General features: G+C 69.6%; 19 protein-coding genes. 13 read left to right on the forward strand and 6 right to left on the reverse strand.

Features of this window, described 5'->3' with window-relative positions; translation table 11 throughout:
• Nucleotides 1–5: 5 nt before the first annotated feature.
• From lpxD to I4U41_RS02935, 5 genes are all read left to right on the forward strand, one after another.
• Nucleotides 6–1,022: a UDP-3-O-(3-hydroxymyristoyl)glucosamine N-acyltransferase gene (gene lpxD / locus I4U41_RS02915; protein WP_206859624.1), complete on the forward strand. Its 1,017-nt coding sequence runs from the start codon at nucleotides 6–8 to the stop codon at nucleotides 1,020–1,022.
• A gap of 138 nt (nucleotides 1,023–1,160) precedes the next feature.
• Nucleotides 1,161–1,616, forward strand: a complete 456-nt coding sequence (gene fabZ, locus I4U41_RS02920) for a 3-hydroxyacyl-ACP dehydratase FabZ (RefSeq protein ID WP_206859627.1) — start codon at nucleotides 1,161–1,163, stop codon at nucleotides 1,614–1,616.
• Nucleotides 1,617–1,620: 4 nt separating this feature from the next.
• On the forward strand, nucleotides 1,621–2,406 hold the full coding sequence (gene lpxA / locus I4U41_RS02925) for an acyl-ACP--UDP-N-acetylglucosamine O-acyltransferase (RefSeq protein WP_206859628.1): 786 nt from the start codon (nucleotides 1,621–1,623) through the stop codon (nucleotides 2,404–2,406).
• Nucleotides 2,407–2,593: 187 nt separating this feature from the next.
• Complete coding sequence (gene lpxB / locus I4U41_RS02930; protein WP_206859630.1) at nucleotides 2,594–3,796, forward strand: lipid-A-disaccharide synthase; 1,203 nt, start codon at nucleotides 2,594–2,596, stop codon at nucleotides 3,794–3,796.
• A gap of 25 nt (nucleotides 3,797–3,821) precedes the next feature.
• Nucleotides 3,822–4,475 carry a ribonuclease HII gene (locus I4U41_RS02935; protein WP_206860384.1) on the forward strand — a complete coding sequence of 218 codons (654 nt, stop codon included), beginning with the start codon at nucleotides 3,822–3,824 and terminating at the stop codon, nucleotides 4,473–4,475.
• Between the two features lie 7 nt (nucleotides 4,476–4,482).
• Here I4U41_RS02935 and I4U41_RS02940 read toward each other — a convergent pair whose 3' ends face one another.
• Nucleotides 4,483–4,944, reverse strand: coding sequence for a hypothetical protein (locus tag I4U41_RS02940; RefSeq protein WP_206859632.1), 462 nt, complete (start codon nucleotides 4,942–4,944; stop codon nucleotides 4,483–4,485).
• A gap of 55 nt (nucleotides 4,945–4,999) precedes the next feature.
• A complete protein-coding gene (locus I4U41_RS02945) occupies nucleotides 5,000–7,225 on the reverse strand; it encodes a tetratricopeptide repeat protein (RefSeq protein WP_206859634.1) in 2,226 nt (741 codons plus the stop codon).
• Nucleotides 7,226–7,366: 141 nt separating this feature from the next.
• Here I4U41_RS02945 and I4U41_RS02950 point away from each other — a divergent pair, with 141 nt between their 5' ends.
• From I4U41_RS02950 to dnaE, 3 genes are all read left to right on the forward strand, one after another.
• Nucleotides 7,367–8,005 (forward strand): DUF1232 domain-containing protein, encoded by a 639-nt coding sequence (locus tag I4U41_RS02950; RefSeq protein WP_206859636.1) that lies wholly within the window; start codon nucleotides 7,367–7,369, stop codon nucleotides 8,003–8,005.
• Between the two features lie 304 nt (nucleotides 8,006–8,309).
• Nucleotides 8,310–8,936, forward strand: a complete 627-nt coding sequence (locus tag I4U41_RS02955; RefSeq protein ID WP_206859638.1) for a YkvA family protein — start codon at nucleotides 8,310–8,312, stop codon at nucleotides 8,934–8,936.
• A gap of 150 nt (nucleotides 8,937–9,086) precedes the next feature.
• Entirely contained in the window at nucleotides 9,087–12,665 is a 3,579-nt protein-coding gene (dnaE, locus tag I4U41_RS02960) for a DNA polymerase III subunit alpha (protein WP_206859639.1), read from the forward strand.
• A 170-nt stretch (nucleotides 12,666–12,835) separates the two neighbouring features.
• Here the strand turns inward: dnaE and I4U41_RS02965 are convergent, their stop codons facing one another.
• The gene (locus tag I4U41_RS02965; RefSeq protein ID WP_206859641.1) at nucleotides 12,836–15,292 is read right to left on the reverse strand and encodes a glycoside hydrolase family 31 protein; all 2,457 of its coding nucleotides are present in this window, start codon (nucleotides 15,290–15,292) and stop codon (nucleotides 12,836–12,838) included.
• 180 nt (nucleotides 15,293–15,472) lie between these two features.
• Between I4U41_RS02965 and I4U41_RS02970 the strand changes: the two genes are divergently transcribed.
• Nucleotides 15,473–16,432, forward strand: a complete 960-nt coding sequence (locus tag I4U41_RS02970) for an acetyl-CoA carboxylase carboxyltransferase subunit alpha (RefSeq protein WP_206859643.1) — start codon at nucleotides 15,473–15,475, stop codon at nucleotides 16,430–16,432.
• Between the two features lie 127 nt (nucleotides 16,433–16,559).
• Here I4U41_RS02970 and I4U41_RS02975 read toward each other — a convergent pair whose 3' ends face one another.
• Nucleotides 16,560–17,621 carry an NADH:flavin oxidoreductase/NADH oxidase gene (locus tag I4U41_RS02975; RefSeq protein WP_320415136.1) on the reverse strand — a complete coding sequence of 354 codons (1,062 nt, stop codon included), beginning with the start codon at nucleotides 17,619–17,621 and terminating at the stop codon, nucleotides 16,560–16,562.
• Between the two features lie 115 nt (nucleotides 17,622–17,736).
• Between I4U41_RS02975 and tilS the strand changes: the two genes are divergently transcribed.
• From tilS to I4U41_RS02990, 3 genes are read left to right on the forward strand one after another with little or no spacing between them, the layout of a single operon-like run.
• Nucleotides 17,737–19,056 (forward strand): tRNA lysidine(34) synthetase TilS, encoded by a 1,320-nt coding sequence (gene tilS / locus I4U41_RS02980; protein ID WP_206859647.1) that lies wholly within the window; start codon nucleotides 17,737–17,739, stop codon nucleotides 19,054–19,056.
• Nucleotides 19,057–19,087: 31 nt separating this feature from the next.
• Entirely contained in the window at nucleotides 19,088–19,387 is a 300-nt protein-coding gene (locus tag I4U41_RS02985) for an exodeoxyribonuclease VII small subunit (protein ID WP_206859650.1), read from the forward strand.
• Nucleotides 19,380–20,255, forward strand: a complete 876-nt coding sequence (locus tag I4U41_RS02990; protein ID WP_206859651.1) for a polyprenyl synthetase family protein — start codon at nucleotides 19,380–19,382, stop codon at nucleotides 20,253–20,255. Before I4U41_RS02985 ends, I4U41_RS02990 begins: the two co-directional genes overlap by 8 nt.
• Nucleotides 20,256–20,679: 424 nt before the next feature.
• Here the strand turns inward: I4U41_RS02990 and I4U41_RS02995 are convergent, their stop codons facing one another.
• Together I4U41_RS02995 and pmbA are read right to left on the reverse strand one after the other, a co-directional pair.
• On the reverse strand, nucleotides 20,680–21,120 hold the full coding sequence (locus I4U41_RS02995; protein ID WP_255541974.1) for a DUF4870 domain-containing protein: 441 nt from the start codon (nucleotides 21,118–21,120) through the stop codon (nucleotides 20,680–20,682).
• Nucleotides 21,121–21,214: 94 nt separating this feature from the next.
• Entirely contained in the window at nucleotides 21,215–22,600 is a 1,386-nt protein-coding gene (gene pmbA / locus I4U41_RS03000) for a metalloprotease PmbA (protein WP_206860386.1), read from the reverse strand.
• Between the two features lie 154 nt (nucleotides 22,601–22,754).
• Here pmbA and yjgA point away from each other — a divergent pair, with 154 nt between their 5' ends.
• Nucleotides 22,755–23,330, forward strand: coding sequence for a ribosome biogenesis factor YjgA (gene yjgA, locus I4U41_RS03005; protein WP_206859652.1), 576 nt, complete (start codon nucleotides 22,755–22,757; stop codon nucleotides 23,328–23,330).
• The last annotated feature ends 34 nt before the right edge of the window (nucleotides 23,331–23,364 follow it).

A 23,364-nucleotide genomic window follows, 5' to 3' on the forward strand; every position in this document is an offset into this window, starting at 1 on the left:
CGCCGATGGCGTCCGTCGCGTACACGGCAGACGAACTGGCGCAGCGCTTCGGCCTGCGCCTCCACGGCGATGGCGCGCGCCGCGTCGACGGTGTCGGCACGCTCGCGCGCGCCGGCGCCTCGCAGCTGGCGTTCCTCGCCAATCCGAAGTACCGCGGCCAGCTGGCGCAGAGCCAGGCCGGCGTCGTGGTCATGCGCGAGGACGACGCGGCCGGCCTTGATCGCACCGCGCTGATCGCGCGCGATCCCTACGCCGCGTTCGCGAAGATCTCCGCCCTGTTCGAAACGCGCCCGGTGCGCGACGCCGGCGTGCATCCGTCGGCCGTCATCGATGCCTCCGCGAGCGTCGATCCGTCCGCGCACGTGGGCCCCTTCGCCAGCATCGGCGCGCGCAGCCGCGTGGAGGCCGGCGCGATCGTCGGGCCCGGCAGCGTGATCGGCGAGGACTGCGTCGTCGGTGCCGGCAGCGAACTCATCGCACGCGTCACGCTCGTCGCACGCGTGCGGCTGGGGAAGCGTGTGGTGATCCATCCCGGCGCGGTGCTCGGCGCCGCGGGCTTCGGCCTGGCGATGGAAGCCGGACGCTGGCTCAACGTGCCGCAGCTGGGCGGCGTGGTGATCGGCGACGACTGCGAGATCGGCGCCAACACCTGCATCGACCGCGGCGCGATCGAGGACACCGTGCTCGAAGAGGACGTCCGCCTCGACAACCAGATCCAGATCGGCCACAACGTCTTCATCGGCGCGCACACGGCCATCGCCGGCTGCGCGGCCGTGGCCGGCAGCGCGCGCATCGGCCGCTACTGCCTCATCGGCGGCAGCGCCGGCGTGGTCGGCCACCTGGAAATCTGCGACAAGGTCGTCGTCACGGCGATGAGCCTGGTCACCAGTTCGATCCGCGAGCCGGGCGAATACTCCTCCGGCACGCCGCTGATGGACAACCGCAGCTGGCGCAAGAACGCCGCGCGCTTCAAGCAGCTCGACGCCCTCGCCCGCCGCGTCGGACGCGGCGGAACCGACTGACCGTACCCGGCAGTCCGGGCGTCGGCGCACCAGTCGCGGTACGATTCGGTCTTCACGAAGGCCGGCCGACGCCGGCACCGGACACGCCGCGCACGAGGCGCGGCCCTTACGCGCGGGATGCGCTTGCCAGGATTTTCCATGAGCCACAACGTGCAACTCCCGCTCGACGTCACCGAGATCCAGAAGCTGCTGCCGCACCGCTATCCGTTCCTGCTGGTGGATCGCGTGGTCGAGTTCGAGCCGCACAAGCGCGTGCTGGCGTACAAGAACGTCACCTGCAACGAGCCCTTCTTCCAGGGCCATTTCCCCGGCCACCCGGTGATGCCGGGCGTGCTGGTGGTCGAGGCGCTCGCGCAGGCCGGCGGCGTGCTCACGCAGCTGTCGAACAACGCCACCGCCGATGGCCGGCTGTTCTACCTGGTGAAGATCGACAACGCGAAGTTCTCCAAGATGGTCGTGCCGGGCGATCGCCTCGACCTGGAAGTGTCGATCAAGCGCGTGATCCGCAACGTCGCCATCTACACCGGCATCGCGAGCGTCAACGGCGAGCAGGTCGCCTGCGCGGAAGTCGTCTGCGCCGAAGCGAAGGGCTGAGGCCATGACCGCGCCGCGCATCCATCCCAGCGCCGTCGTCGAAGCCGGTGCCCGCCTGGGCGACGGCGTGGAAGTCGGCGCGTTCTGCTACATCGGCGCGGAGGTCGAGGTCGGCGACGGCACCACCTTCGGCCCGCATTGCAGCGTGCACGGCCCGACCCGCATCGGCCGCGAGAACCGCTTCATCGGCCACTGCGCGATCGGCGGCGAGCCGCAGGACAAGAAATTCCGTGGCGAACGCGTGGAGCTGGAAATCGGCGACCGCAACCTGTTCCGCGAATTCACCACGATCAACCGCGGCACCGGCACCGGCGGCGGCGTCACGCGCATCGGCCACGAGAACTGGTTCCTCGCCTACACGCACGTCGCGCACGACTGCATGGTCGGCAACCACTGCGTGTTCTCGAACAACGCCACGCTCGCCGGCCACGTCACCATCGGCGACCACGTGATCCTGTCCGGCTTCGCCGGCGTGCACCAGTTCTGCCGCATCGGCGCGCATGCGTTCGTCGGCATGGGCGCGCTGGTGAACGGCGACGTGCCGCCGTTCCTGATGGTCGCGCAGGACGGCTACGGCCGGCCGCGCGGCATCAACAGCGAAGGCCTGAAGCGTCGCGGTTTCGATGCCGACCGCATCAGCGCGATCAAGCGCGCGTACCGCGCCGTGTACATGTCCGGCGGTTCGCTGGACGACGCGCGGGCGAAGCTGGCGGAACTGGCGCAGGGCAGCGAGGACGCGCGGACGTTCCTGGCGTTCATCGAGGGCAGCGAGCGTCCGCTGTTGCGCTGATCGGTTTCGTAGCCCGGATAAGCGAAGCGCATCCGGGTTGGAGGAGTGATCGTGTCCCGGGTGCGCTCCGCTTACCCGGGCTACCGGGGCTGACTTCGTTCGCGACGCCGCTTCAGGCCAATCGCGCCCACAGCCGCTATCATCCCGACGTGATCGCGGCGCCGCCGCGCACCATCGTCCGAACGCCTTGAACCGCTCCGAATCTCCCGCTCCCGTCGACCGCCCCGTCCGCATCGCCCTGTGCGCGGGCGAAGCGTCGGGCGATCTGCTCGGCGCGGGCCTGATCGCCGAACTGCGCGAGCGCTTCCCCGACGCCGAATTCGCGGGGATCGGCGGCGACCAGATGCGCGCGGCCGGATTCGACAGCTGGTTCGACGCCTCCGAACTGGCGGTGATGGGCCTGGCCGAAGTGCTGCGCCACCTGCCGCGCCTGCTGCGCCTGCGCCGCGAGTTCCGCGAACGCCTGCTGGCGTGGAAACCGGATGTGTTCATCGGCATCGACGCCCCCGACTTCAACCTTGGCGTCGAACGCTGGCTGCGCGAACGCGACCTGCGCACCGTGCATTACGTGAGTCCGTCGGTGTGGGCGTGGCGCGAGAAGCGTGCCGGGAAGATCGGCCGCTCCGCCGACCGCGTGCTGTGCCTGTTCCCGATGGAACCGGCGATCTACGCACGCCACGGCGTGGACGCGCGTTTCGTCGGCCATCCGCTCGCCGACGAGATGCCGCTGGAACCCGACCGTGACGCCGCCCGCCATCGGCTCGGCCTCGATGCGGCACGCCCCTTGCTCGCGCTCCTGCCGGGTTCGCGGGTGGGCGAGATCGAGCGGCTCGGCCCCGATTTCCTTTCCGCCGCCTCGCAATTGCTCGCGCAGGATCCGGCGCTGCAGGTCGTGGTGCCGATGGCGAACGAGCATGCGCGCGCGGCCTTCCAGCGCGTGCTGGCGGCGCATCCGGACAGCCTCTCGCTGAGCGCATCGCTGCAGGTGCTGGACGGCCAGGCGCGCACGTTGATGATCGCCAGCGACGCGATCCTGCTCGCCTCCGGCACGGCCACGCTGGAAGCCATGCTCGCCAAGCGGCCGATGGTCGTCGCCTACAAGGTCGCGCCGCTGACCTATTCGCTGGTGAAGGGGCTCGGCCTGTTGAAGGTCGACCACTACTCGCTGCCGAACGTGCTCGCGGGCGAGCCGCTCGTGCCCGAGCTGATGCAGCACGACTGCACGCCGGACAAGCTCGTCGCCGCGATCGCGCCGTTCCTGCGCGATCCCGCCGCCGGCGCCGCGCTCGAACCGCGTTTCCGCGAACTGCACGAACAACTGCGGCAGGACGCGTCCGCGCGCGCCGCCGATGCGGTCGCCGAACTGATCGGAGCGCGCCATGTCGCATGACGACGTCTCGCAGCCGGGTCCGCAGATGGCACTGGGACTCGCCGCACGCGACGGCGCGACGCTGCGCGTGGCGGGCGTGGACGAAGCCGGACGCGGCCCGCTCGCGGGGCCGGTGGTCGTGGCGGCGGTGGTCTTCGCGCCGGGACGCACGCCGATCAACGGGCTGGACGATTCCAAGCAACTCACCGCGCAGCGTCGCGAAGTGCTGTACGAGCGCATCATCGAGCGCGCGCTCGCCTGGCACATCGAGTTCGTCACGCATGAGGAAATCGACCGCCTCAACATCTACCACGCGACGATGGCCGGCATGAGCCGCTCCATCGCGTGCCTGCACCATCGCGTCGACGTCGTGCGCATCGACGGCAACGCGCTGCCGCGCGGCCTGCCGTGCGCCGCCGAGGCGTGGGTGAACGGCGACGCGCGCGATCGTTCGATCATGGCCGCGTCGATCCTCGCCAAGGTCGCGCGCGACCGCTACATGCAGTCGCTGCACGCGCGCTTCCCGCTGTACGGCTTCGACCAGCACAAGGGCTACAGCACGCCCGTGCACCTGTCGGCGCTGCGCGAGCACGGCCCCTGCCCGGAACACCGGCGCAGCTTCGCGCCGGTGCAGGCGGCCTGCCGCGGCGAGGCCGCGCCGCCGACCGTCGACGAACTGCCGCTGGCCGCGCTTACCTGACGCGCGGTTACTTGATGATCACGGCCGGATCGACGGTCTTGCCGTTGGCCTGGATGCCGTACTTGATCTCGTCGCCCGGATTGCCGGTGATCTCGCTGGAGAGCTTGTAGCGGGTGGTCGCCTTCGCCGACCTCAGGTTGGCGATCTTCCTTCCCGTTCTCCTCTCGCTGAAGACGAGATTGAACATCGTCGTCCGGTCCGGTGGATCGCGCCACACCACGATCGTGCCGCTGTCGATGAAGCACTTGTTCGGCTCGGCCGAAGGCGTGCCGTCGGCCGCGTATTTCACGTCGACGTAGACCGTCGGGCCGCCCTTGCCCTCTTTCTGGTCCGGACACAGCACGCCGTCGTCCGCGGGCAGCGCGGCGGGGCTGACGGACGCCTGCATGGCCGAGCTGGTGCTGCACCCTGCCGCGAACGTGAGCGCAGCGACGGCGGCGACCGCCAGCGCTGACGGGATCGTTTTCATTGTTCTTCTCCTTGGGGATGGCGCCCGGGGGGAACGGGCGGGGATCGACGGACGGCTACCGCGCCGCGCCGGGTTCGCGTTCGGATGACGGCTCCACCGTCGCGGTCAGCGATCGCAGCAGCGGCAACGCCTCGATGCGCTGCTGCGGAATGCCGTGCTTCCGTGCGAAATCGATGTGCCGGCGTGCGGCGGCCGGATCGCCCAAACGCGCCATCGTCTGCGCGCCGAGCAGCGCGACCTCGCCGCGTTCGGTTCCCAGCGATTCGGCCTTGCCCAGCAGCGCGCGCGCCTCGCCCGCGCGGTCGAGATTGGCCGCGTACCACGCCACCAGCGCCAGGCTCTGTGCGTCGTCGGACTTGAGTTCGAGATAGCGCCGGCCCAGCGTCGCGGCCTGCTCGTACTGCGCGCGCGTCTGCGCGGCCGTGCTGCCGCTGGCGGTCAGCGCATCGCCCAGATTGCCCCAGGTGCGGAAGTCGCCGGGATCGATCTCGCTCGCGTGGCGGAACAGCGCGGCGGCCTGCTCGTAGGCGCCCTGTTCGAACTTCAGCGAACCCAGGTTGTTCAGCGCCTCGTAGCTCGGTTTGATTTCCAGCGAACGTTCGTACGCCCGGCTCGCTTGCTGCGCCTCGCCGCTGATCGCGTACAGGCCGCCCAGGCTCGACCACAGGTCCGGGTTGTCGGGCGCGTATTCCAGCGCTTCGCGATAGGACGCGATCGCGCCGGCCAGGTCGCCGTTGACCATCAGGTGGTAGCCGCGCTTCTGCGCGACCCTTGGATCGCGCGGCGCCCATTGGCGCGCGCGTTCGAAGTACGCCATCGCCTGCTTGCCGTGGCCCTGCGTGCTCGCGACCGCGGCCAGGCCCAGGTACGCGTGCACGCGCAGCGCCGGATCGGACACCGCGCGCTCGTAGTAGCCGATGGCTTCCTTCGCGTTGCCCTGCGTGCGGTAGAGGTCGCCCATCGCCAGGCTGACCTCGCGCAGCGAGGGGTCCATCTTCGACGCCTGCTCACACGCGGACTGCGCGCGCGCGAACGCGGCGCTGTCGCGCGCATCCTCGAACCGGGTGATTTCCGCCTGGCAGATGCCCGCCTGCGCGCGCGCGAAGCCCGGGTCGATCGCCAGCGCGCCGCGGTAGAAGTTGATCGCGCTGTCGGCGCCGCGCGCATCGCCGCCGGCCTGCTCGCGCATGCGCTGCTCGCCCTTGAGGTAGGCGTCGTAGGCGGCGACGTTGCGGGTCGGCGTCAAACGCCGTGCCAACGACTGGCGCGCGGCCTCGATCTCGCCCGCCGGCAGCACGCCGACTAGCGCCTGCACCACTTCGTTCGCGATGTCGCTCTGCAGTGCGAACACGTCGCCGGTTTCCCGATCGTAACTATGGGCCCACAACGTGAAACCCGTGCGCGCATCGGACAAACGCGCGCTGATCCGCACGCGCGAGCCCTCGCGGCGCACGCTGGCGCCCAGCACCGTCGCCACGCCGAGCTGCGCGCCGAGTCGCTTCACGTCGACCTCGCCCCGGCCGCCCGGACTCGGCGCGGCCACCACCTTCAGCCCCGGCACGCCGGCCAGGGCGTCGATCATCTCCACGCCCAGGCCCTCGGCGAAGTAGTCCCCGCCCTGCCGCTCGCCCAGGCTGGCGAACGGCAGCACCGCGACCGAAGCGGCGGAGGGCGCCAGCACGCCCGTATCGCGCTGGCCGAACCAGTAGCCGGCGGCGGCGATCGCGAGCAACGCGGCGACAGCCAGCCACCAGCGTCGCTGGTCGGAGGTCTTGCGGCGGGTGGTGAAGTCGGCGCCGGCGGTCGGAACGGGCGCGGCGAACGGCGCGATCGCTTCGTTGGCGGCGACGGCCGCCGCCTCGGGCATCGCGTGACGGAGCACGGCGACCTCCTCGTGCTCCTCCGGCTCGGCCGCTGGAACGGGCGCGACGGACTCGTGCAGGTCGCCGATGAAGCGGTAGCCCAGCGCGTGCTGGGTCTGGATGTAGCGCGGGTGCTGGGAGTCATCGCCCAGGGCGTGGCGCAGCTGCGCGATCACCCGCGTCAGCACCCCCGGCGTGACGTGGCGATGGCCCCAGACCTGATCGAGCAGGTCGTCGCGGCCGACCAGTTCGCCGGCGTGGCGCAACAGGATCAGCAGCACCGAGAACGCCTTGGGTTCGACCGTCTGCGGCGCGCCGGCGCGGGACAGGGTGTGCGCGGCCGCATCGACGAGGATGTCGCCGAATCGATACCGTTCGCCGTTCGGCCCGCCGTGGCCTGCGTTCCCGTGGGGGGTCATCGGGAAAACCTCATGGTTCCCTCATCATCCGGAGCGGACGATGCGCAAAGGCGTGCACGGCCATCATGACTCATGGGAGGCGGGGGTGGAACCTGACCCCGCACCGGAAAAAACGGTGCCACCCTCCCCCGGAGTCCCGCCATGAACGCCCTGTTCTCCACCGCCAACCCGCTCCCGAAGATCCTGCTGACGCCGTTCGACGGCCCGACCCGCCGCCGCTCGATCAACGGTTTCCAGCTCAGCCCGGCCGAAGTGGATCGCTTCAACACCTTGCTGGCCCGCGTCGGTGGCCACGCGCTGGAGACCGACCAGCTCGCCTCCGCCGGTCGCGAACTGTCCCGCCCCGGCCGGACCGACGCGGCCCCGCCGTGCATCCGCCAGCGCCTGCGCTGGATCGCCGCGGTCGAGCAGCTCCTGGCCGATCGCCGCTGGCAGCCGGCGAACGATGCGGTCGATACCGCCGCCGCCATCGTCGGCTACGCGCGCAGCCGCGACGACCTGATCCCCGACTGGCTGCCGCAGGTCGGCCGGCTGGACGACGCGATCGTGGTCGAGACGGCCTGGCCGAAGCTGGCCGCGGAAGTGGACGACTACCTCGACTACGTCCGCGTGCGCAGCCACCAGGCGCACCGGCGCGACCGCACGCCGTCGGCGTTCGCCTTCTCGCGCGCCGACTGGGAAGAGGTCCGCTATGAGGAAGCCGTGCTCGCCCAGTACGAGAAGCGCATCCGCGAAACCAGCTTCCTGCCGGTCGCGGCGCCGATCTTCCGGGTGCATTGAGTGAAGCAGGTCGCCTGCGACGCACCGCCGCGTGACCCGCTGAACGCCCGGCCATGGATGGCCGGGCGGGGCTTTCCGAAGCCCACATCGTCGCGCCATGGATGGCAACCACTTGCGCACCACGCATCAGACGGATTCACCCGGATAAACACGCACATCAAGCGAAAACCACCGTTCCCCGCACCGCACCATCAGGCGCATCATTGCCCTGCATCCCGCCTTCCCTGCGGCGGGACGGCCCGCGCGACGTCGCCGGCCGCGGCGCGGGTCCGGCCCTGGCCGGCGAGCGAGGTGTGCCATGCGCATGTTCCATCCCACTCCCACCGCGCAGCCGCTGCCCTTCGACCACATGTACAGCGGCATGGGCGCGCGCGAGAACGCCGGCGCGATTCCGCTTTCCGACGCCGCCGTCGTCCAGTTCGACCAGCTCCTGCACGAGATCCACGCCGACGCCCCGCGCGTGAACGCCGACCGTCTCCAGCAGCTCGCCGCCTGGCTGCTGAAGCTTCCGACCGAACAGGCGCGCGAGGTGATCGAAAGTCGCCTCCAGAGCGTGCAGGAACTGCGCGCCCTGCTCGAGGACGAGGACTGGGACGCCGACGAAGCCGCGCATGCGCGCATCGGCAAGCTGCTGGCGTACATCGACCGCGAGGACGACCTGATCGCCGACCGCATCCCGGTGCTGGGCCAACTCGACGACGTGCTGCTGATCGAACTGGCCTGGCCGGCCTTCGCCGAGGAAGCCGAGGACTACCGCGACTTCACCGCCTACCGCTACGCCCACCACCCCGCCGGCCGCGCCGACGAACGCCGCGCCGCCTGGGTCCGCGAACGCCTGGACGAGGTCGCGCTGTGGCAGCACGCGATGTGGGTGCGCGAGCAGCATTACGCGCCGTGGAATCTGCCGCGGGGGTTGTTCAGGGTTTCATGAAGCCGGACCGGGGACCGGGAACCCGGGACTCGTGGAAAGGCGAAAAGCGCGCGGCGCTCCTGATTGTTCCCGGTCCCCGTCCCGGGTCCCCGGTCCCGCGCAAATGCAAGTCTGCGCAGCACGCGCCGGTGCTGATAACCTGCCGTCAGCATGTCCGCAGTCCCCTTCGTCCACCTCCATCTCCACAGCGAATACTCGCTCGCCGACTCGACGATCCGGATCGGCGAGCTGGTGAAGCGCTGCGTCGCGCTTTCGCAGCCCGCGGTCGCGCTGACCGATCTCGACAACCTCTTCGCCGCGGTCAAGTTCTACAAGGCCGCCGAAGGCGCCGGCATCAAGCCGATCATCGGCGCCGATGTCGGCCTCGCCGACGGCAACGAAGCCGCCTCGCGCATGACGCTGCTGTGCCGCGATCGCGCCGGCTACCTCACGCTCTCGCGCCTGCTGACGCGCGCGTGGATGGAGGGCCATCGCACCGATGGCGTCGCGCTTCGCCCGGAATGGCTGCGCGAGGACAACGGCGGCCTGTTCGCGCTGGCCGGACGGCAGAGCCTTGCCGGACGCCTCGCGATCGGCAACCGCCACGAACTCGCCGAAGCCTGGCTGATGGACTGGCGCGGCGTGTTCGGCGAACGACTGCACCTGGAACTCACCCGCACCGGCCGCGATGGCGAGGACGCGTTCAACGCGTTCGCGCTGCACGCCGCCGTCGCGCGCTCGATGCCGGTCGTCGCCAGCAACGATGTGCGCTTCATCGACGCCGAAGGCTTCGACGCGCACGAAGCGCGCGTGTGCATCGCGTCGGGCCGCGTGCTCGACGATCCCAAGCGGCCGAAGGACTACAGCGCCGAGCAGTTCCTGAAGTCCTCGCAGGACATGCAGGCGCTCTTCCACGACGTGCCCGACGCGATCGACAACGCGTTCTCGCTGGCGATGCGCTGCAACGTCGAGATGAAGCTCGGCGAATACGCGCTGCCCGCCTTCCCGGTGCCGAGCGAGCACACCATCGAGAGCTGGCTGCGTGGCAGCGCGCGCGACGGCCTCGCCCGGCGCCTGGAGAAGAACCCGCTCGCGCCCGGCAAGTCGCGCGAGGATTACGACGCGCGCCTGGAAATCGAGCTGGACGTCATCATCAAGATGGGGTTCCCCGGCTACTTCCTGATCGTGGCGGACTTCATCAACTGGGCGAAGGACCACGACATCCCGGTCGGTCCGGGCCGTGGTTCGGGTGCCGGTTCACTGGTCGCGTGGGCGCTGGGCATCACCGACCTGGACCCGCTGCCGTACGACCTGCTGTTCGAGCGGTTCCTCAACCCCGAACGCGTGTCGATGCCCGACTTCGACATCGACTTCTGCATGGACCGGCGCGATGAAGTCATCGACTACGTCGCGCGCAAGTACGGGCGCGATCGCGTCTCGCAGATCATCACCTACGGCACCATGGCCGCGAAGGCGGTGGTGCGCGACTCCGGCCGCGTGCTCGGCCACCCGTACGGCTTCGTCGACGGCATCGCCAAGCTGATCCCGAACACGCTCGGCATTTCGCTCGACGACGCGCTGGGCGAATCGGATGCGGCGAAGTCCGACAACACGCTCGCTTCGGCCGACCTGATCCAGCGCTACCACGCCGAAGAAGACGTGCGCGACCTGTTGGACCTGGCACGCAGCCTGGAAGACCTCACGCGCAACGCCGGCAAGCACGCCGGCGGCGTGGTGATCGCGCCGAGCCCGTTGTCCGACTTCTGCCCGCTGTTCGCCGAACACGACGGCGAGGGCCGCGGTCGCAACCCGGTGACGCAGTTCGACAAGGACGACGTCGAAGCGGTCGGCCTGGTGAAGTTCGACTTCCTCGGCCTGCGCACGCTGACGATCATCGACTGGGCGGTGAAGGCGATCAACAAGCGCCTGGCCGATGCCGCGGCGAAGGGCATCGACGCCGGCCCGGCGATGAACCACACGTTCAAGAACGTCGCCACGCCGCAGTTCGACATCACCGCGCTGCCGCTCGACGACAAGCTGAGCTACGAGCTGTTCGCGCGCGGCGACACGGTGGCGGTGTTCCAGTTCGAATCGCGCGGCATGCGCGAACTGCTCAAGCGCGCCAGGCCCGACACGTTCGAGGACATCATCGCGCTCGCCGCGCTCTTCCGCCCCGGCCCGCTGGGCTCGGGGATGGATCGCGAATGGGTCGATCGCAAGCACGGGCATACCGAGGTCACCTACCCGCATCCGTTGCTGGAACCGGTGCTGTCGCCGACCTACGGCGTCATCGTGTACCAGGAACAGGTGATGCAGATCGCGCAGGTGCTGGCGGGCTACACGCTCGGCGGCGCCGACATGCTGCGTCGCGCGATGGGCAAGAAGAAGCCCGAGGAGATGGCGAAGGAGCGCGCCAAGTTCGAGGCCGGCTGCAAGGAGCGCGGCATCGATCCGAAGACCTCCTCGCCGATCTTCGACCTGATGGAGAAGTTCGCCGAGTACGGCTTCAACAAGTCGCACTCGGCGGCGTACGCGCTGGTCGCCTACCAGACCGCATGGTTGAAGGTGCACTACCCGGCCGAATTCATGGCCGCGGTGCTGTCGTCCGACATGGACAACACCGAGAAGGTCACCAGCTTCCTCGACGAATGCCGCGTGATGGGCCTGAACGTGCTGCCGCCGGACGTGGACGCGTCGGCGTACATGTTCGAGGCGAAGGACGCCGCCACGATCCGCTACGGCCTGGGCGCGGTGAAGGGCGTCGGCCGCGGCGCGTGCGAGGCGATCGTCGAGGCGCGCCGCGCCGGCGAATTCGCCGACCTGCTGGATTTCTGCAAGCGCGTGGACAGCGGCAAGCTCAATCGTCGTGCGCTGGAAGCGCTGACGCAGGCGGGCGCGCTCGACAAGCTCGGCAAGAACCGCGCGAGCATCATGCTGCAGCTGCCGGAAGTGCTGAAGGCGACCGACCAACTCGCGAAGGAACGCGAAGCCGGACAGGTGTCGCTGTTCGGCGGTTTCGAAACCGCCGCGCCCGCGCTGCACCTGGACCTGCCCGAAACCGACGAGTGGCCGCTGACGCAGATCCTGCACGGCGAGCGCGAAACGCTCGGCCATTATCTCAGCGGCCATCCGTTCGACCCGTATCGCGAGGAAGTGCGCGGGCTGATCGGCAACGACCTGAGCGCACTGGAGAAGATCTGGGAAAACCGCCCCGAACAACGCGGCGGCTGGCGCCAGGAAGTCGAGACGATCGTCGCCGGACTCGTCGTCGGCCTGCGCAAGAAGGGCGACAGCCAGATGTTCGTGCAGATCGAGGACGGTCGCGGTCGTCTGGAATGCGCGTTCTTCAATGAAAGTTACAGCGAGTACGCTCAGCTGCTGGTGCGCGATCGCCTGCTGGTGATCCAGGGCGGCCTGCGCGAGGACAGCTTCAGCGGCGGCTTCGCACTGCGCGCGTCGCGTTGCTGGAGTTTCGAGCAGATCTGCGAGAAGCACGCGCAACGGCTGATGCTGCGCCTGGACCTGCGCGAACCGGGCACGATGCAGCGCGTGGACGCGCTGTTGTCGTCGTTCCGCCCGGGCTCGACGCCGATCCGGATGGATTTGCTGGTGCGCCGCGGCGCCGCCGGCTCGCTCGACCTCAACGGCACGCAGTCGATCCGCGCCGACGCGGAGTTACCCTCGCGCCTGCGCGCGACGCCGGGGGTGCGGGCGGTGAAGCTGGCGCTTTCCAAGCCTTGGGCGAATTGATCGCTAGCGGGAACGCGTGGTTTTGCCGGAACGCTTGAGCACCCGATATTGAGCCCCTCTCCCTCGGGAGAGGGGTTGGGGTCGGGACACGCGATGCAACGATGTGGCCGCGTGCGCTCGATGAAGCTTCGCAGCTCGTGTACGTGGCCTTCGCCGGACGTCGCAACCGCTCAGCGCAGAACCTCGACCGTCCAATCGCGCACCCCACCCCGCACTTCCAGCGTGACCGTCTTCGCCGACGCGTCGTGCTTCCACCCCGCGATCGCCCTCCCATCCACGCGCACGGCAGACGGCCGCTGCGGCACGCCGAACATCGTCACGCGCGTCGCACTCCACCAGGGCGTGAATCCGTCATGCGCGACCTGCGCGCTCACCGACGCGACCGCCGCCTCGGCCGAGCACGCATAGGTCACGCGAAGGAACTTCCCGTCGCGATACCCGAACGTCTCGCCATCGTCCTGGTACAACGCGCCCCGGCACTCCTCCGAACCCGCCTCCGGCAGATACACCTGCAATTCCAGCGGCCCCGCCGGCACCTCGCCCGTATGCTGCACCAGCGCCTGCATGGGCACGATCGCGCCGGCACGCGCATACAGTGGCGTGCGCGACGGGCGCGGATCGATCCTCACCGGCTCCTTCGAAGCGACGAATCGCTGCGAGGTTCCGAACGCATACCACGCACCCGGCGGCAACGACACCGCATGCGCATCCAGCCGTTCGTCCACCACCGGCGCGACGAACAGATCGCCGCCGAACAGGAAATCGCGATCGTTGCTGTAGAACGCCTCCGCCTGCGGATAACGCAGGAACACCGGCCGCATGATCGGCATGCCGGTGCGCGCGTTCTCCTCGGCCGCGGTGTAGAGATACGGCATCAGGCGGTAACGAAGCTCGATCGCCTCGCGCCTCAGCACTTCGTGTTGCGGGCCGTCGACCCATGCTTCGTGCGGGCGCGTGTCGGTGGCGGCGTGATTCCGGAACACCGGGTTGAACGCGCCCAGCTGGAACCATCGCGTCAGCAGGTCCGGCGGCGGCGAGCCGATGAAGCCGCCGACGTCGTCGCCAGCCAGCGCCATGCCCGACAACCCCAGGCTCAGCAGGTTCGGCGTGCTCTGCGCGAGGTGGTGCCAGCTCGCGGTGTTGTCGCCGGTCCACGTCGCCGCGTAACGCTGCGCGCCCGCATAGGCCGCGCGCGTGAGCACGAACGGCCGCCGCGCCGGCTGCAGTTCCAGCAACCCTTCGTAGGTGGCACGCGCATTCAACATGCCGTAGACGTTGTGGATCTCGCGATGCTCGCGCGTCGTGCCGTCGTCCATGCGATGCGGCGTATCCAGCGGCATCGTGCCGCCGGGACCGTCGAACACCGCCGGCTCGTTCATGTCGTTCCAGTAGCCGGCGGCGCCCATCGCCGCAAAATCGCGATACAGCCCGCCCCACCAGCCGCGCACGCGCGACAGCGTGAAGTCCGGGAACACCGCGTCGCCCGGCCACACTTCGCCGACGTACAGCGAGCCGTCGGGATTGCGGATGAACGCGTCCGCGCGCAGTCCCGAATCGAACGCCGCGTAGCCGTTGCCCGGATCGTGCTTGATGTGCAGGTCGGTGATGAGCACCGTGCGCAGCCCTTCGCCACGCAGGTCGGCGATCATCCGCTCGAACCCGGGGAACTGCGCGCGATCGACGGTGAACGGCGCGTAGCCTTTCTGGTAGTCGATATCGAGGTAGATCGCGTCCGCCGGAATGCGATGTTCGCGCAACTGCTTCGCGATTTCGCGCACCTTCGCTTCCGGGTTGTAGCTGTAGCGCGACTGCTGGAACCCCAGCGACCACAACGGCGGCAACGGCGTGCGGCCGGTCAGCGCGGTGTAGCGTTCGATCACCTGCGCCGGCTGCGGGCCGGCGATGAAGTAGTAATCGAGCGCACCGCCTTCCGCGCCGAAGGACAGCACGCCGTCGGATTCCGTGCCAAAATCGAAGCTGCTGCGATGCGTGTTGTCGAAGAACACGCCATACGCGATGCCGCCGCGCAGGCCGATGAAGAACGGGATCGATTTGTACAGCGGATCGGTATGGCCCTGCCACGAATACGCATCGCGATTCCACATCGCGAACGCGCGGCCGCGACGGTCGAGCGGCCCGGCCTTGTCGCCCAGGCCGTAGTAATGCTCGTCCTCCGGCATCGATTTCCACACGCGCACGCGCGTGCCGTGTTCGCCGGGCAGCCAGGCCAGCGGCAGCGACGCTTCGTCGGCGAGGAGAGTGCGGCCGTTGCCATCGACGAAATCCACCCGCAGCGGCGAACGCTGCACGATCGCGGCGACGCCATCGCCGACGACGCGGACGGCGGCGCGGGTTTCGTCGATCCGCACGCGCACGGGCTCGGCACCCTGCACGACGGCCCAGGAGGGATCGGCGTCGAACGTGCCGTCCGGGGCGAGGCGGACGCGGAACACGCCGCCGGCATGGACCCTCACCTCCAGCCGCGCGGTGCCGCTGTGGACGACGACGCCGTCGGGGCGGCGCTCGACCCTGTCGGCATCGCCCAGGTGGCGCCAGCCGGCGGCGGCGGCCGGCCCGGCGACCGCGAATAGCAGTGCGGCGACGAGCGCCCAATGCGTGGCCTTCATCCCCTCTCCCCTCCGATGCCCAGCCCGGATTCAAGCACGCGGGTGGCGGGGCCGGTCCATGAAGTCGTTTTCAGTGGGCAGCGGTCGGCTTCTCCCGGAACTCCATACCAGCAACACACCTCTCGGTACGGTCACCCGGCCTCGGCTAGACTGTCCCACTTTCCGGCCACCGGCCCGAGCATGAATCCGAACTACCTCGACTTCGAGCAGCCCATCGCCGACCTGGAAGCCAAGATCCAGGAACTGCGCCACGCCAGCAATGGCCCGGCCGTGGACGTGGATGCCGAAGTGCACGCGCTGCAGGACAAGCTGCGCATCCGCACCGCGCAGATCTTCCGCGACCTGTCCCCGTGGCAGGTCTCGCAGTTGGCCCGCCACCCGGCGCGCCCGTACACCAACGACTACATCCGCGTGATGTGCGACGAGTTCCAGGAACTCGCCGGCGATCGCGCCTATTCCGACGACGCCGCCATCGTCGGCGGCCTGGGCCGTATCAACGGCCGCAGCGTGGTGATCATCGGCCACCAGAAGGGCCGCGACACCAAGAGCAAGATCAAGCGCAATTTCGGCATGCCGCGCCCCGAGGGCTACCGCAAGGCGCTGCGCCTGATGAAGCTGGCCGAACGTTTCCGCCTGCCGCTGCTGACCTTCATCGACACGCCCGGCGCGTACCCGGGCGTGGGCGCGGAGGAGCGCGGCCAGTCCGAGGCCATCGCCCGCAACCTGCTGGAGATGAGCGAGCTGAAGGTCCCGGTGATCTGCACCGTGATCGGCGAAGGCGGCTCCGGCGGCGCGCTCGCGATCGGCGTGGGCGATCGCACGCTGATGCTGGAATACAGCACGTATTCGGTGATCTCGCCGGAAGGCTGCGCGTCGATCCTGTGGAAGGACGCGGCCAAGGCGAAGGATGCGGCCGAACAACTCGGCCTCACCGCCAAGCGCCTGCTCGGCCTGGGCCTGATCGACAAGATCGTGCGCGAGCCCATCGGCGGTGCGCATCGCAACCCGAAGCAGATGGCCACGCGCCTGAAGGCCGTGCTGCTCAACGAACTCGACGCGCTGGCGCCGCTGCCGGTCGACGAACTGCTGGAACGCCGCTATCAGCGGCTGCGCAGTTACGGGGCGTACGAGGCGGCGTAAGGCTGGCTGTTGTGGTAGCCCGGGTAAGCGCAGCGCACCCGGGTTGGACGTGACCGTCCCCGGGTGCGCTTCGCTTACCCGGGCTACGAAAGCAGCTTTCGGATCAAGCAAGCTGCCGGCGCGCGCTTCACCAGGCCCGCAAATACTGCTCCGGCCCATGCAGCTCGCCGGACAGCTCCTTCGCCGCACGCCGCGGGAAATACGGATCGCGCAAAAGCTCGCGTGCGATGAGCACGACGTCCGAGTCACCTTCCTCGACGATCGCTTCGGCGTGATCCGACTTCGTGATCAACCCGACCGCCCCCGTCGCGATGCCCGCCTCACGCCGGATGCGCGACGCGAACGGCACCTGGTAGCCCGGATGCAGCGGAATCTTCCCGCCCAGCGCGACGCCGCCGGTGGACACGTCGATCAGGTCGATGCCGCGCTGCTTCACGAGGCGCGCCAGTTCGACGCTTTCCTCGATATCCCAGCCGCCCTCGATCCAGTCCGTCGCCGACACGCGCAGCCACAGCGGCAGGCGCTCCGGCCACACCTTGCGCACGGCGTCGATCACTTCCAGCAGCAGGCGCGTGCGGTTCTCGAACGAACCGCCGTACTCGTCGGTGCGATGGTTCGACAACGGCGACAGGAACTGGTGCAGCAGATAGCCGTGCGCCGCATGGATCTCGGCGATCTGGAATCCCGCTGCCTGCGCGCGCCACGCCGCACAGGCGAAATCGTCGACGACGTTGCGCAGCTCGCTGGTTTCCAGCGCGCGCGGATGCGGTGAGGTTTCGCTGAAGGCCACCGCGCTCGGCGCGACCGGCGTCCAGCCGCCGTCGTCCGGCGTGACCCCGATGCCGCCCAGCCACGGCGGCGCGACGCTTGCCTTGCGCCCGGCGTGCGCCAGCTGGATGCCCGGCACCGTGCCCTGGCACGCGACGAAGCGCGCGATGCGCGACCAGGCCTCGGCCTGGCGGTCGTTCCACAGGCCGGTGTCGGCCGGGGAAATGCGCCCTTCGGCCGAGACCGCGCTGGCCTCGGCGATGATCGCGCCCGCGCCGCCCACCGCGCGGCTGCCCAGGTGCACCAGGTGCCAGTCGTTGGGCACGCCGTCCACCGCGGAGTACTGGCACATCGGCGCCACCACCAGGCGATTGCGCAGGGTGAGCGAGCGCTGCTCGAACGGGGTGAAAAGCCGGGACACGGGCAACTCCTGTGAAGACCAATGCGGGGGATGGAGGAATGGTGCGTCCGCGACGCGGGCGATGCAGCCCCCATCGATGGGTTGCTGCATTCCACGACCGTGGCACCATCGCGCGATGCCCGCCCCGCTCGCCACCGCCCTGCACGACCGCCCGGCGGCGCCCGTCTGCGTGGGTTACAGCGGCGGCCTCGATTCCACGGTGCTGCTGCATCTGCTGGCGGGCACCGGGGCGCTGGACCGGCTGCGCGCGATCCACGTCCACCACGGCCTGCACGCCGACGCCGACCGCTGGACCGCTCATTGCGAGCGCACCTGCGAAGCGCTTGGCGTTCGGCTCACGGTCATCCGCGTGAACGTCGCGATGCGCGGCGACGGCCCGGAAGCCGCCGCGCGCGCGGCGCGCCACGACGCGTTCGCACGCGCGCTCGCGCCGGGTGAAGTGCTGGTGCTGGCGCACCATCGCGACGATCAGGCCGAAACCTTCCTGCTGCGCGCCCTTCGCGCGTCCGGGCCGGACGGGCTCGCGGCGATGCGACGCTGGCGTGCGTTCGGGCCCGGGCATCTGTGGCGACCACTGCTCGAGGTCGACCGCGACGCGCTGCTCGCGTACGCACGGGCGCATGCGCTCTCGTGGATCGACGATCCCAGCAACGCCGACACCGCGTTCGATCGCAATTTCCTGCGTCAACGGGTGATGCCCCTGCTGCGCGAACGCTGGCCGCACGCCTCCGATGCGCTGGCGCGTTCGGCGATGCTGTGCGGGCAGGCCGACGCGCTGCTCGACGACGGCGATGCGCAGGCGTTCGCCGACGCAGCCACCGCCGATCCGCACTGCCTCTCGCGCACGCGCCTGCTCGCGCTGCCACCGGCGCGGCGTGCGCGCGTGCTGCGTCGGTGGATCGACACGCTCGCCCTGCCTCCGTTGCCGGGCAACGGTATCGAACGCGTCGAACGCGAGATCCTCGCCGCACGCGACGATGCCGATCCCGTCTTCCACTGGCATGGCGCCGTGCTGCGCGCGTGGCGCGACCTGCTGCATGCCGACGTGGCACGTCCGCCGCTGCCGGAGGAGTGGCAGATCGAATGGGACGGACGCGCGCCGCTCGCGCTTCCCGGCGGCGACGTGCTGATGCTGGAAGGGGCGACCGGATTCGACACCCCGCTGCGGGTGCACACCCGCCAGGGCGGCGAACGGCTGGTGCGCCCCGGCCGCACGCATTCGCACGCGCTCAAGCACGTGCTGCAGGAGCTCGGCGTGCCGCCGTGGGAGCGGGAGCGCCTGCCGCTGCTGGGCGATCCGGACGGCGAACTGCTCGCCGCCGGCGACCTCGTCCATTCGGCCCGTTTCGACATCTGGCTGCGCGAACGCGGCGCGCGGCTCACCTGGCGCCGCGAAGACGCGACGCACGCCGCAACCGCCGTGGCCGGCAATTGACCCTCGCCGGGGCGGGTCGCACACTTCCCGCATGGCACGCACACCCGCCCAAGACGACACGCCGTCCACCTCGCCCGTCAGCGATTTCGAGCAGTCCCTGGACGCGCTCGAGCAGCTGGTCGAGAAGATGGAACACGGCGAGATGAGCCTGGAAGACTCGCTGGCCGCGTACGAACGCGGCGTCGGCCTGTACCGCCGCTGCCAGAGCGCGCTGGAGGAAGCCGAACTGCGCGTGCGCCTGCTCAGCGATCCGCAGAATCCGGCGTCCGGAGAACCGTTCTCCGCGCCCCCGCCGCAGGATGCCGGCTCGTCGAACCGCGGCGATGTCTGACCTCGCGCGCTGGCGCGAACGCGCCGACGCCGCGCTGCAACGCGCCCTCCCCGACCCGCATTCGCCGCCGCAACGCCTGCACGCGGCGATGCGGCATGCGGTGCTGCTCGGCGGCAAGCGCATGCGCCCGCTGCTGGTGTACGCGGCCGGTTCCGCACTCGGCGCGGACGCCGACGTGCTGGACGCGCCGGCGGTGGCGGTCGAGCTGATCCACGCCTATTCGCTGGTGCACGACGACCTGCCCGCGATGGACGACGACGCGCTGCGCCGCGGCCAGCCGACGGTGCACATCGCCTTCGACGAAGCCACGGCGGTGCTCGCCGGCGATGCGCTGCAATCGCTGGCCTTCGAAGTGCTCGCCGATGCGGACGTCGCCGCGACCACGCGCGTGGAACTGCTGCGCACGCTGGCGACGGCGTCCGGCGCTGCCGGCATGTGCGGCGGCCAGGCGCTGGATCTTGCCGCGACGGGGAACGGCGGTTCGCTGTCGGTGCAGGCGCTGGAGCGCCTGCATTCGCTCAAGACCGGTGCACTGATCCGCGCGGCGGTGCGCATGGGCGCGCTGTGCGGCGGCGCTCGCGCCGATGAACTCGATGCCCTCGACCGCTATGCGGCGGCGCTCGGCCTGGCCTTCCAGGTGCGCGATGACATCCTCGACATCGAAGGCGACAGCGCCACCCTTGGCAAGACCGCCGGCAAGGACGTCGCGCAGGACAAGGCGACGTTCCCGGCGCTGATCGGCCTGGACGCGTCGCGTGCGCGGCTGGAAGAGCTGCGTCGCGGGATGGATGAAGCGCTGTCTTCGTTCGGGGAACGCACGAATGCGCTGGCGGCGCTGGGGCGGATGGCGATCGAACGGGATCGTTGAGGTCTGCTGCGCTTGCGTTGCGGCGGCAGCGATGGCGTCCGCGTTGGTGCTGCTGACGGCGTCGCCGTTGCTGTTGTAGGCCGGGTAAGCGAAGCGCACCCGGGGCGCGACCCCTTCTCCAAACCCGGGTGCGCTTCGCTTACCCGGCCACAAGAGCAAGCATCGCCTTCCGGAGAAGATCGTCATCCCGACGACGGGGATCCAGGCCACGTAACGCACGGGCACTCCCGCATCGGTGAACCACGTTCACCGCCATCCCGTCGAAGGCCTGGATGACGGGCAACAGCAACAGCAAAATGGCTTCCGGCTTTCGCTGGAATGACGGTGAGCCGGGGAACCGTCAATGGAGTGCCCGTGGTTACCCAAGACAAAACGCCCGCTCAAAGAGCGGGCGTCCTGCATCGCGAAGACCTCAAGGCGGGCGCTACTTCACCAGCCGCAGCGCGAACGGATACCGGTACGTCACCCCATCGTTCGCCTTGATCGCGGCGATGATCGTGAACACCAGCCACGCGATGCCGATGACGAACCACGCCGGGATCGCGATCAGCAATCCGATGCCCAGCGTCACGAACACCAGCACCCACAGCGCGAAGAACACGATCGCCACGGTGATGTTGAAGTTCAGCGCTTCCTTCGCCTGATCGTCGACGAAGGGCATCGTGTCCTTCTTGACCAGCCAGATGATCAGCGGGCCGAGGAACGTGCCCCAGCCGCCGACGCCGGAGGTCAGGACCGCGCCGGCGATCGCCGACAGGTGCGCGAACATGGCCCACTGGCGCTGGTCGGCGGCCACGCCGCTCGGATGGCCCGGCGGCGGCGGGGGTGCGGAGGACTGGCTCGGGTCGATCGGGTTCTCGCTCATGGCCTGGCTCCCAGGGGTTTCCTGAATGGACCAGGCCACTTTCCGCCGAGCCGTCGAGCAGGTCAAGCAAACCTGCGCAACAGCACCAAACCGATCAATCGTCCGATTCGGACTCGCCCGCCACGGTCATGCGGCCGATCAGGATCGAGCCGGTACGCACGTGCGAACGCGGGTCCACGTCGGTGCCGACCGCCTCGATCGCCGCGAACATCGACCGGAGATTGCCGGCGACGGTGATGCCGTCGACCGGGTACTGGATCTGGCCGCCCTCGATCCAGAACCCCGCCGCGCCGCGCGAATAATCGCCGGTGACGTTGTTGACGCCCTGCCCCATCAGCTCGGTGACCAGCAGGCCGCGACCCATGCCGCGCAGCATCGACTCGAAGTCGCCGGCGTTCGCGGCGACCTGCAGGTTGTGCACGCCGCCGGCGTTGGCGGTGGTCTGCAGTCCGAGCTTGCGCGCGGAATAGCTGCCCAGGATGTACCGCTGCAGCACGCCGTCCTTCACCAGCGGCGATTCGCGCGTGGCCACGCCTTCGGCGTCGAACGACGCGGAACGGAAGCCGCGCGGCAGGAACGGCAGTTCCTCGATGCCGAACCAGTCCGGGAACAGCGTCTGCCCGGCGCTGTCGACGAGGAAGCTCGCGCGGCGGTACAGCGCGCCGCCGGACACCGCGCCGAGCAGATGGCCGATCAGCGAACGCGCCATCTCGGCCGAATACAGCACCGGGTAGTCTCCGGTCGGAATCTGCCGCGGCGCCAGGCGCGAAGCCGCACGCGCGGCGGCCTTGCGGCCGATGCTCGCGGCCGGCTCCAGGTCGTCGGCCGACAGGCCGATGCTGTACCAGCCGTCGCGCTGCATCGCGTCGCCACGGCCGGCGATCAGCGCGCAGCCCAGGCTGTGCTGGGTGCTGCGCTCGCGGCCGATGAAACCGTGCGAATTGGCGTAGACGCTGATGCTTTCGCCGGTGCCGAGCGAGGCGCCGTCGGAGTTGCCGATGCGCGAATCCGAATCGCGGCCCGCCTGTTCGCAGGCCAGCGCGAGGTCCAGCGCACGGTCGGCGTCGATCGGCCACGGATGCCAGGAGTCGAATTCGCGCAGGTCCGTCGCCATCAGTGCGGCCTCGGCGAGACCGGCGGCGGCATCGTCCTCGGTGTGGCGGGCGATCGCGCAGGCCTGCTCGACCGTGGCGTCGAGGCTTTCCTCGCGCAGGTCGGCGGTGCTCGCGCTGCCCTTGCGCTGGCCGAAATAGACGGTGACGGAGATGCCGCGGTCGCGAGTGGACTCGACGGTCTCCACCTCGCCCATGCGGACGTTGACGTTGAGGCCCGACTCCTCCGAGCACGACACCTCGGCCTGCGTGGCGCCGCGCGCGCGGGCGCGCTCGAGCAGGCGTTGCGAGAGGTCCGCCAGCGCGTCCAGGCGCGCGTGGCTGTCGCCAAGGGAGGCGGCGTAGGCGGGGAGGTTCGGGGCGGCGATCTGGCTCACTGTCGTTCCTTGGGAATGCTTTCTTGACGCGGATCCATACGGATGAATGCGGATAATGCGGGAGCGGGATGGCGGTTCAAACGTGCTTTATGCGCGGGCATCCGCGAAAATCCGCGTCCGATCTTTTGTTTGCGGCAGGTGCGCCATGCGCGGTAGAGACGAGGAAACCGGCGAGTTCTTCAGCCCCAGCCGGAGCCAGAACCGGCGCGACGCGCTGGAAGTGCTGGCGCTGGGCGAAAAGCTGGTCGCGTTGACCGAGGCGCAGCTGGCGAAACTGCCGGTGCCCGAATCGCTGCTGCCGCACATCCGCGAATGCAGGCGCATCACCTCGCACATCGCGCACAAGCGCCAGCTGGCGTACCTGGCCAAGCAGATGCGCCGCGAGGACGACGAGGTGCTCGAAGCGATCCGCGACGCGCTGGACGAAAGCGGCGAAGCGGCGCGGCGCGAAGTCGCGGCGATGCATCGCGTGGAAGCCTGGCGCGAGCGCCTGCTCGCCGATGGCGACGCGGCGCTGGCGCAGCTGCTCGACGAACATCCCACCGCCGATCGCCAGCACCTGCGCGCACTGGTGCGCAGCGCGCTGGACGAACGCCGGAAGAACAAGCCGCCGCGCGCGTTCCGAGAGCTGTACCGGGCGCTGCGCGAACTGATCGTGGGCGGCGCGTCGGGGGACGACGACCTCGAGGGTGCGGACGAGACGTTCGACGACGCGCGCTGAGGCCTGCCCTTGCAGCCCGGATAAGCGCAGCGCA

Source organism: Lysobacter changpingensis, assembly GCF_017308985.1.
In the GTDB taxonomy this organism is placed as follows: domain Bacteria; phylum Pseudomonadota; class Gammaproteobacteria; order Xanthomonadales; family Xanthomonadaceae; genus Lysobacter_J; species Lysobacter_J changpingensis.

Coding starts and splice junctions, on each gene's coding strand:
- lpxD (WP_206859624.1), top strand. CDS start 6: ATGGCGTCCGTCGCGTACACGGCAGACGAACTGGCGCAGCGCTTCGGC.
- fabZ (WP_206859627.1), top strand. CDS start 1,161: ATGAGCCACAACGTGCAACTCCCGCTCGACGTCACCGAGATCCAGAAG.
- lpxA (WP_206859628.1), top strand. CDS start 1,621: ATGACCGCGCCGCGCATCCATCCCAGCGCCGTCGTCGAAGCCGGTGCC.
- I4U41_RS02935 (WP_206860384.1), top strand. CDS start 3,822: ATGGCACTGGGACTCGCCGCACGCGACGGCGCGACGCTGCGCGTGGCG.
- I4U41_RS02940 (WP_206859632.1), bottom strand. CDS start 4,944: ATGAAAACGATCCCGTCAGCGCTGGCGGTCGCCGCCGTCGCTGCGCTC.
- I4U41_RS02945 (WP_206859634.1), bottom strand. CDS start 7,225: ATGACCCCCCACGGGAACGCAGGCCACGGCGGGCCGAACGGCGAACGG.
- I4U41_RS02950 (WP_206859636.1), top strand. CDS start 7,367: ATGAACGCCCTGTTCTCCACCGCCAACCCGCTCCCGAAGATCCTGCTG.
- I4U41_RS02955 (WP_206859638.1), top strand. CDS start 8,310: ATGTTCCATCCCACTCCCACCGCGCAGCCGCTGCCCTTCGACCACATG.
- dnaE (WP_206859639.1), top strand. CDS start 9,087: ATGTCCGCAGTCCCCTTCGTCCACCTCCATCTCCACAGCGAATACTCG.
- I4U41_RS02965 (WP_206859641.1), bottom strand. CDS start 15,292: ATGAAGGCCACGCATTGGGCGCTCGTCGCCGCACTGCTATTCGCGGTC.
- I4U41_RS02970 (WP_206859643.1), top strand. CDS start 15,473: ATGAATCCGAACTACCTCGACTTCGAGCAGCCCATCGCCGACCTGGAA.
- tilS (WP_206859647.1), top strand. CDS start 17,737: ATGCCCGCCCCGCTCGCCACCGCCCTGCACGACCGCCCGGCGGCGCCC.
- I4U41_RS02985 (WP_206859650.1), top strand. CDS start 19,088: ATGGCACGCACACCCGCCCAAGACGACACGCCGTCCACCTCGCCCGTC.
- I4U41_RS02990 (WP_206859651.1), top strand. CDS start 19,380: ATGTCTGACCTCGCGCGCTGGCGCGAACGCGCCGACGCCGCGCTGCAA.
- I4U41_RS02995 (WP_255541974.1), bottom strand. CDS start 21,120: ATGAGCGAGAACCCGATCGACCCGAGCCAGTCCTCCGCACCCCCGCCG.
- yjgA (WP_206859652.1), top strand. CDS start 22,755: ATGCGCGGTAGAGACGAGGAAACCGGCGAGTTCTTCAGCCCCAGCCGG.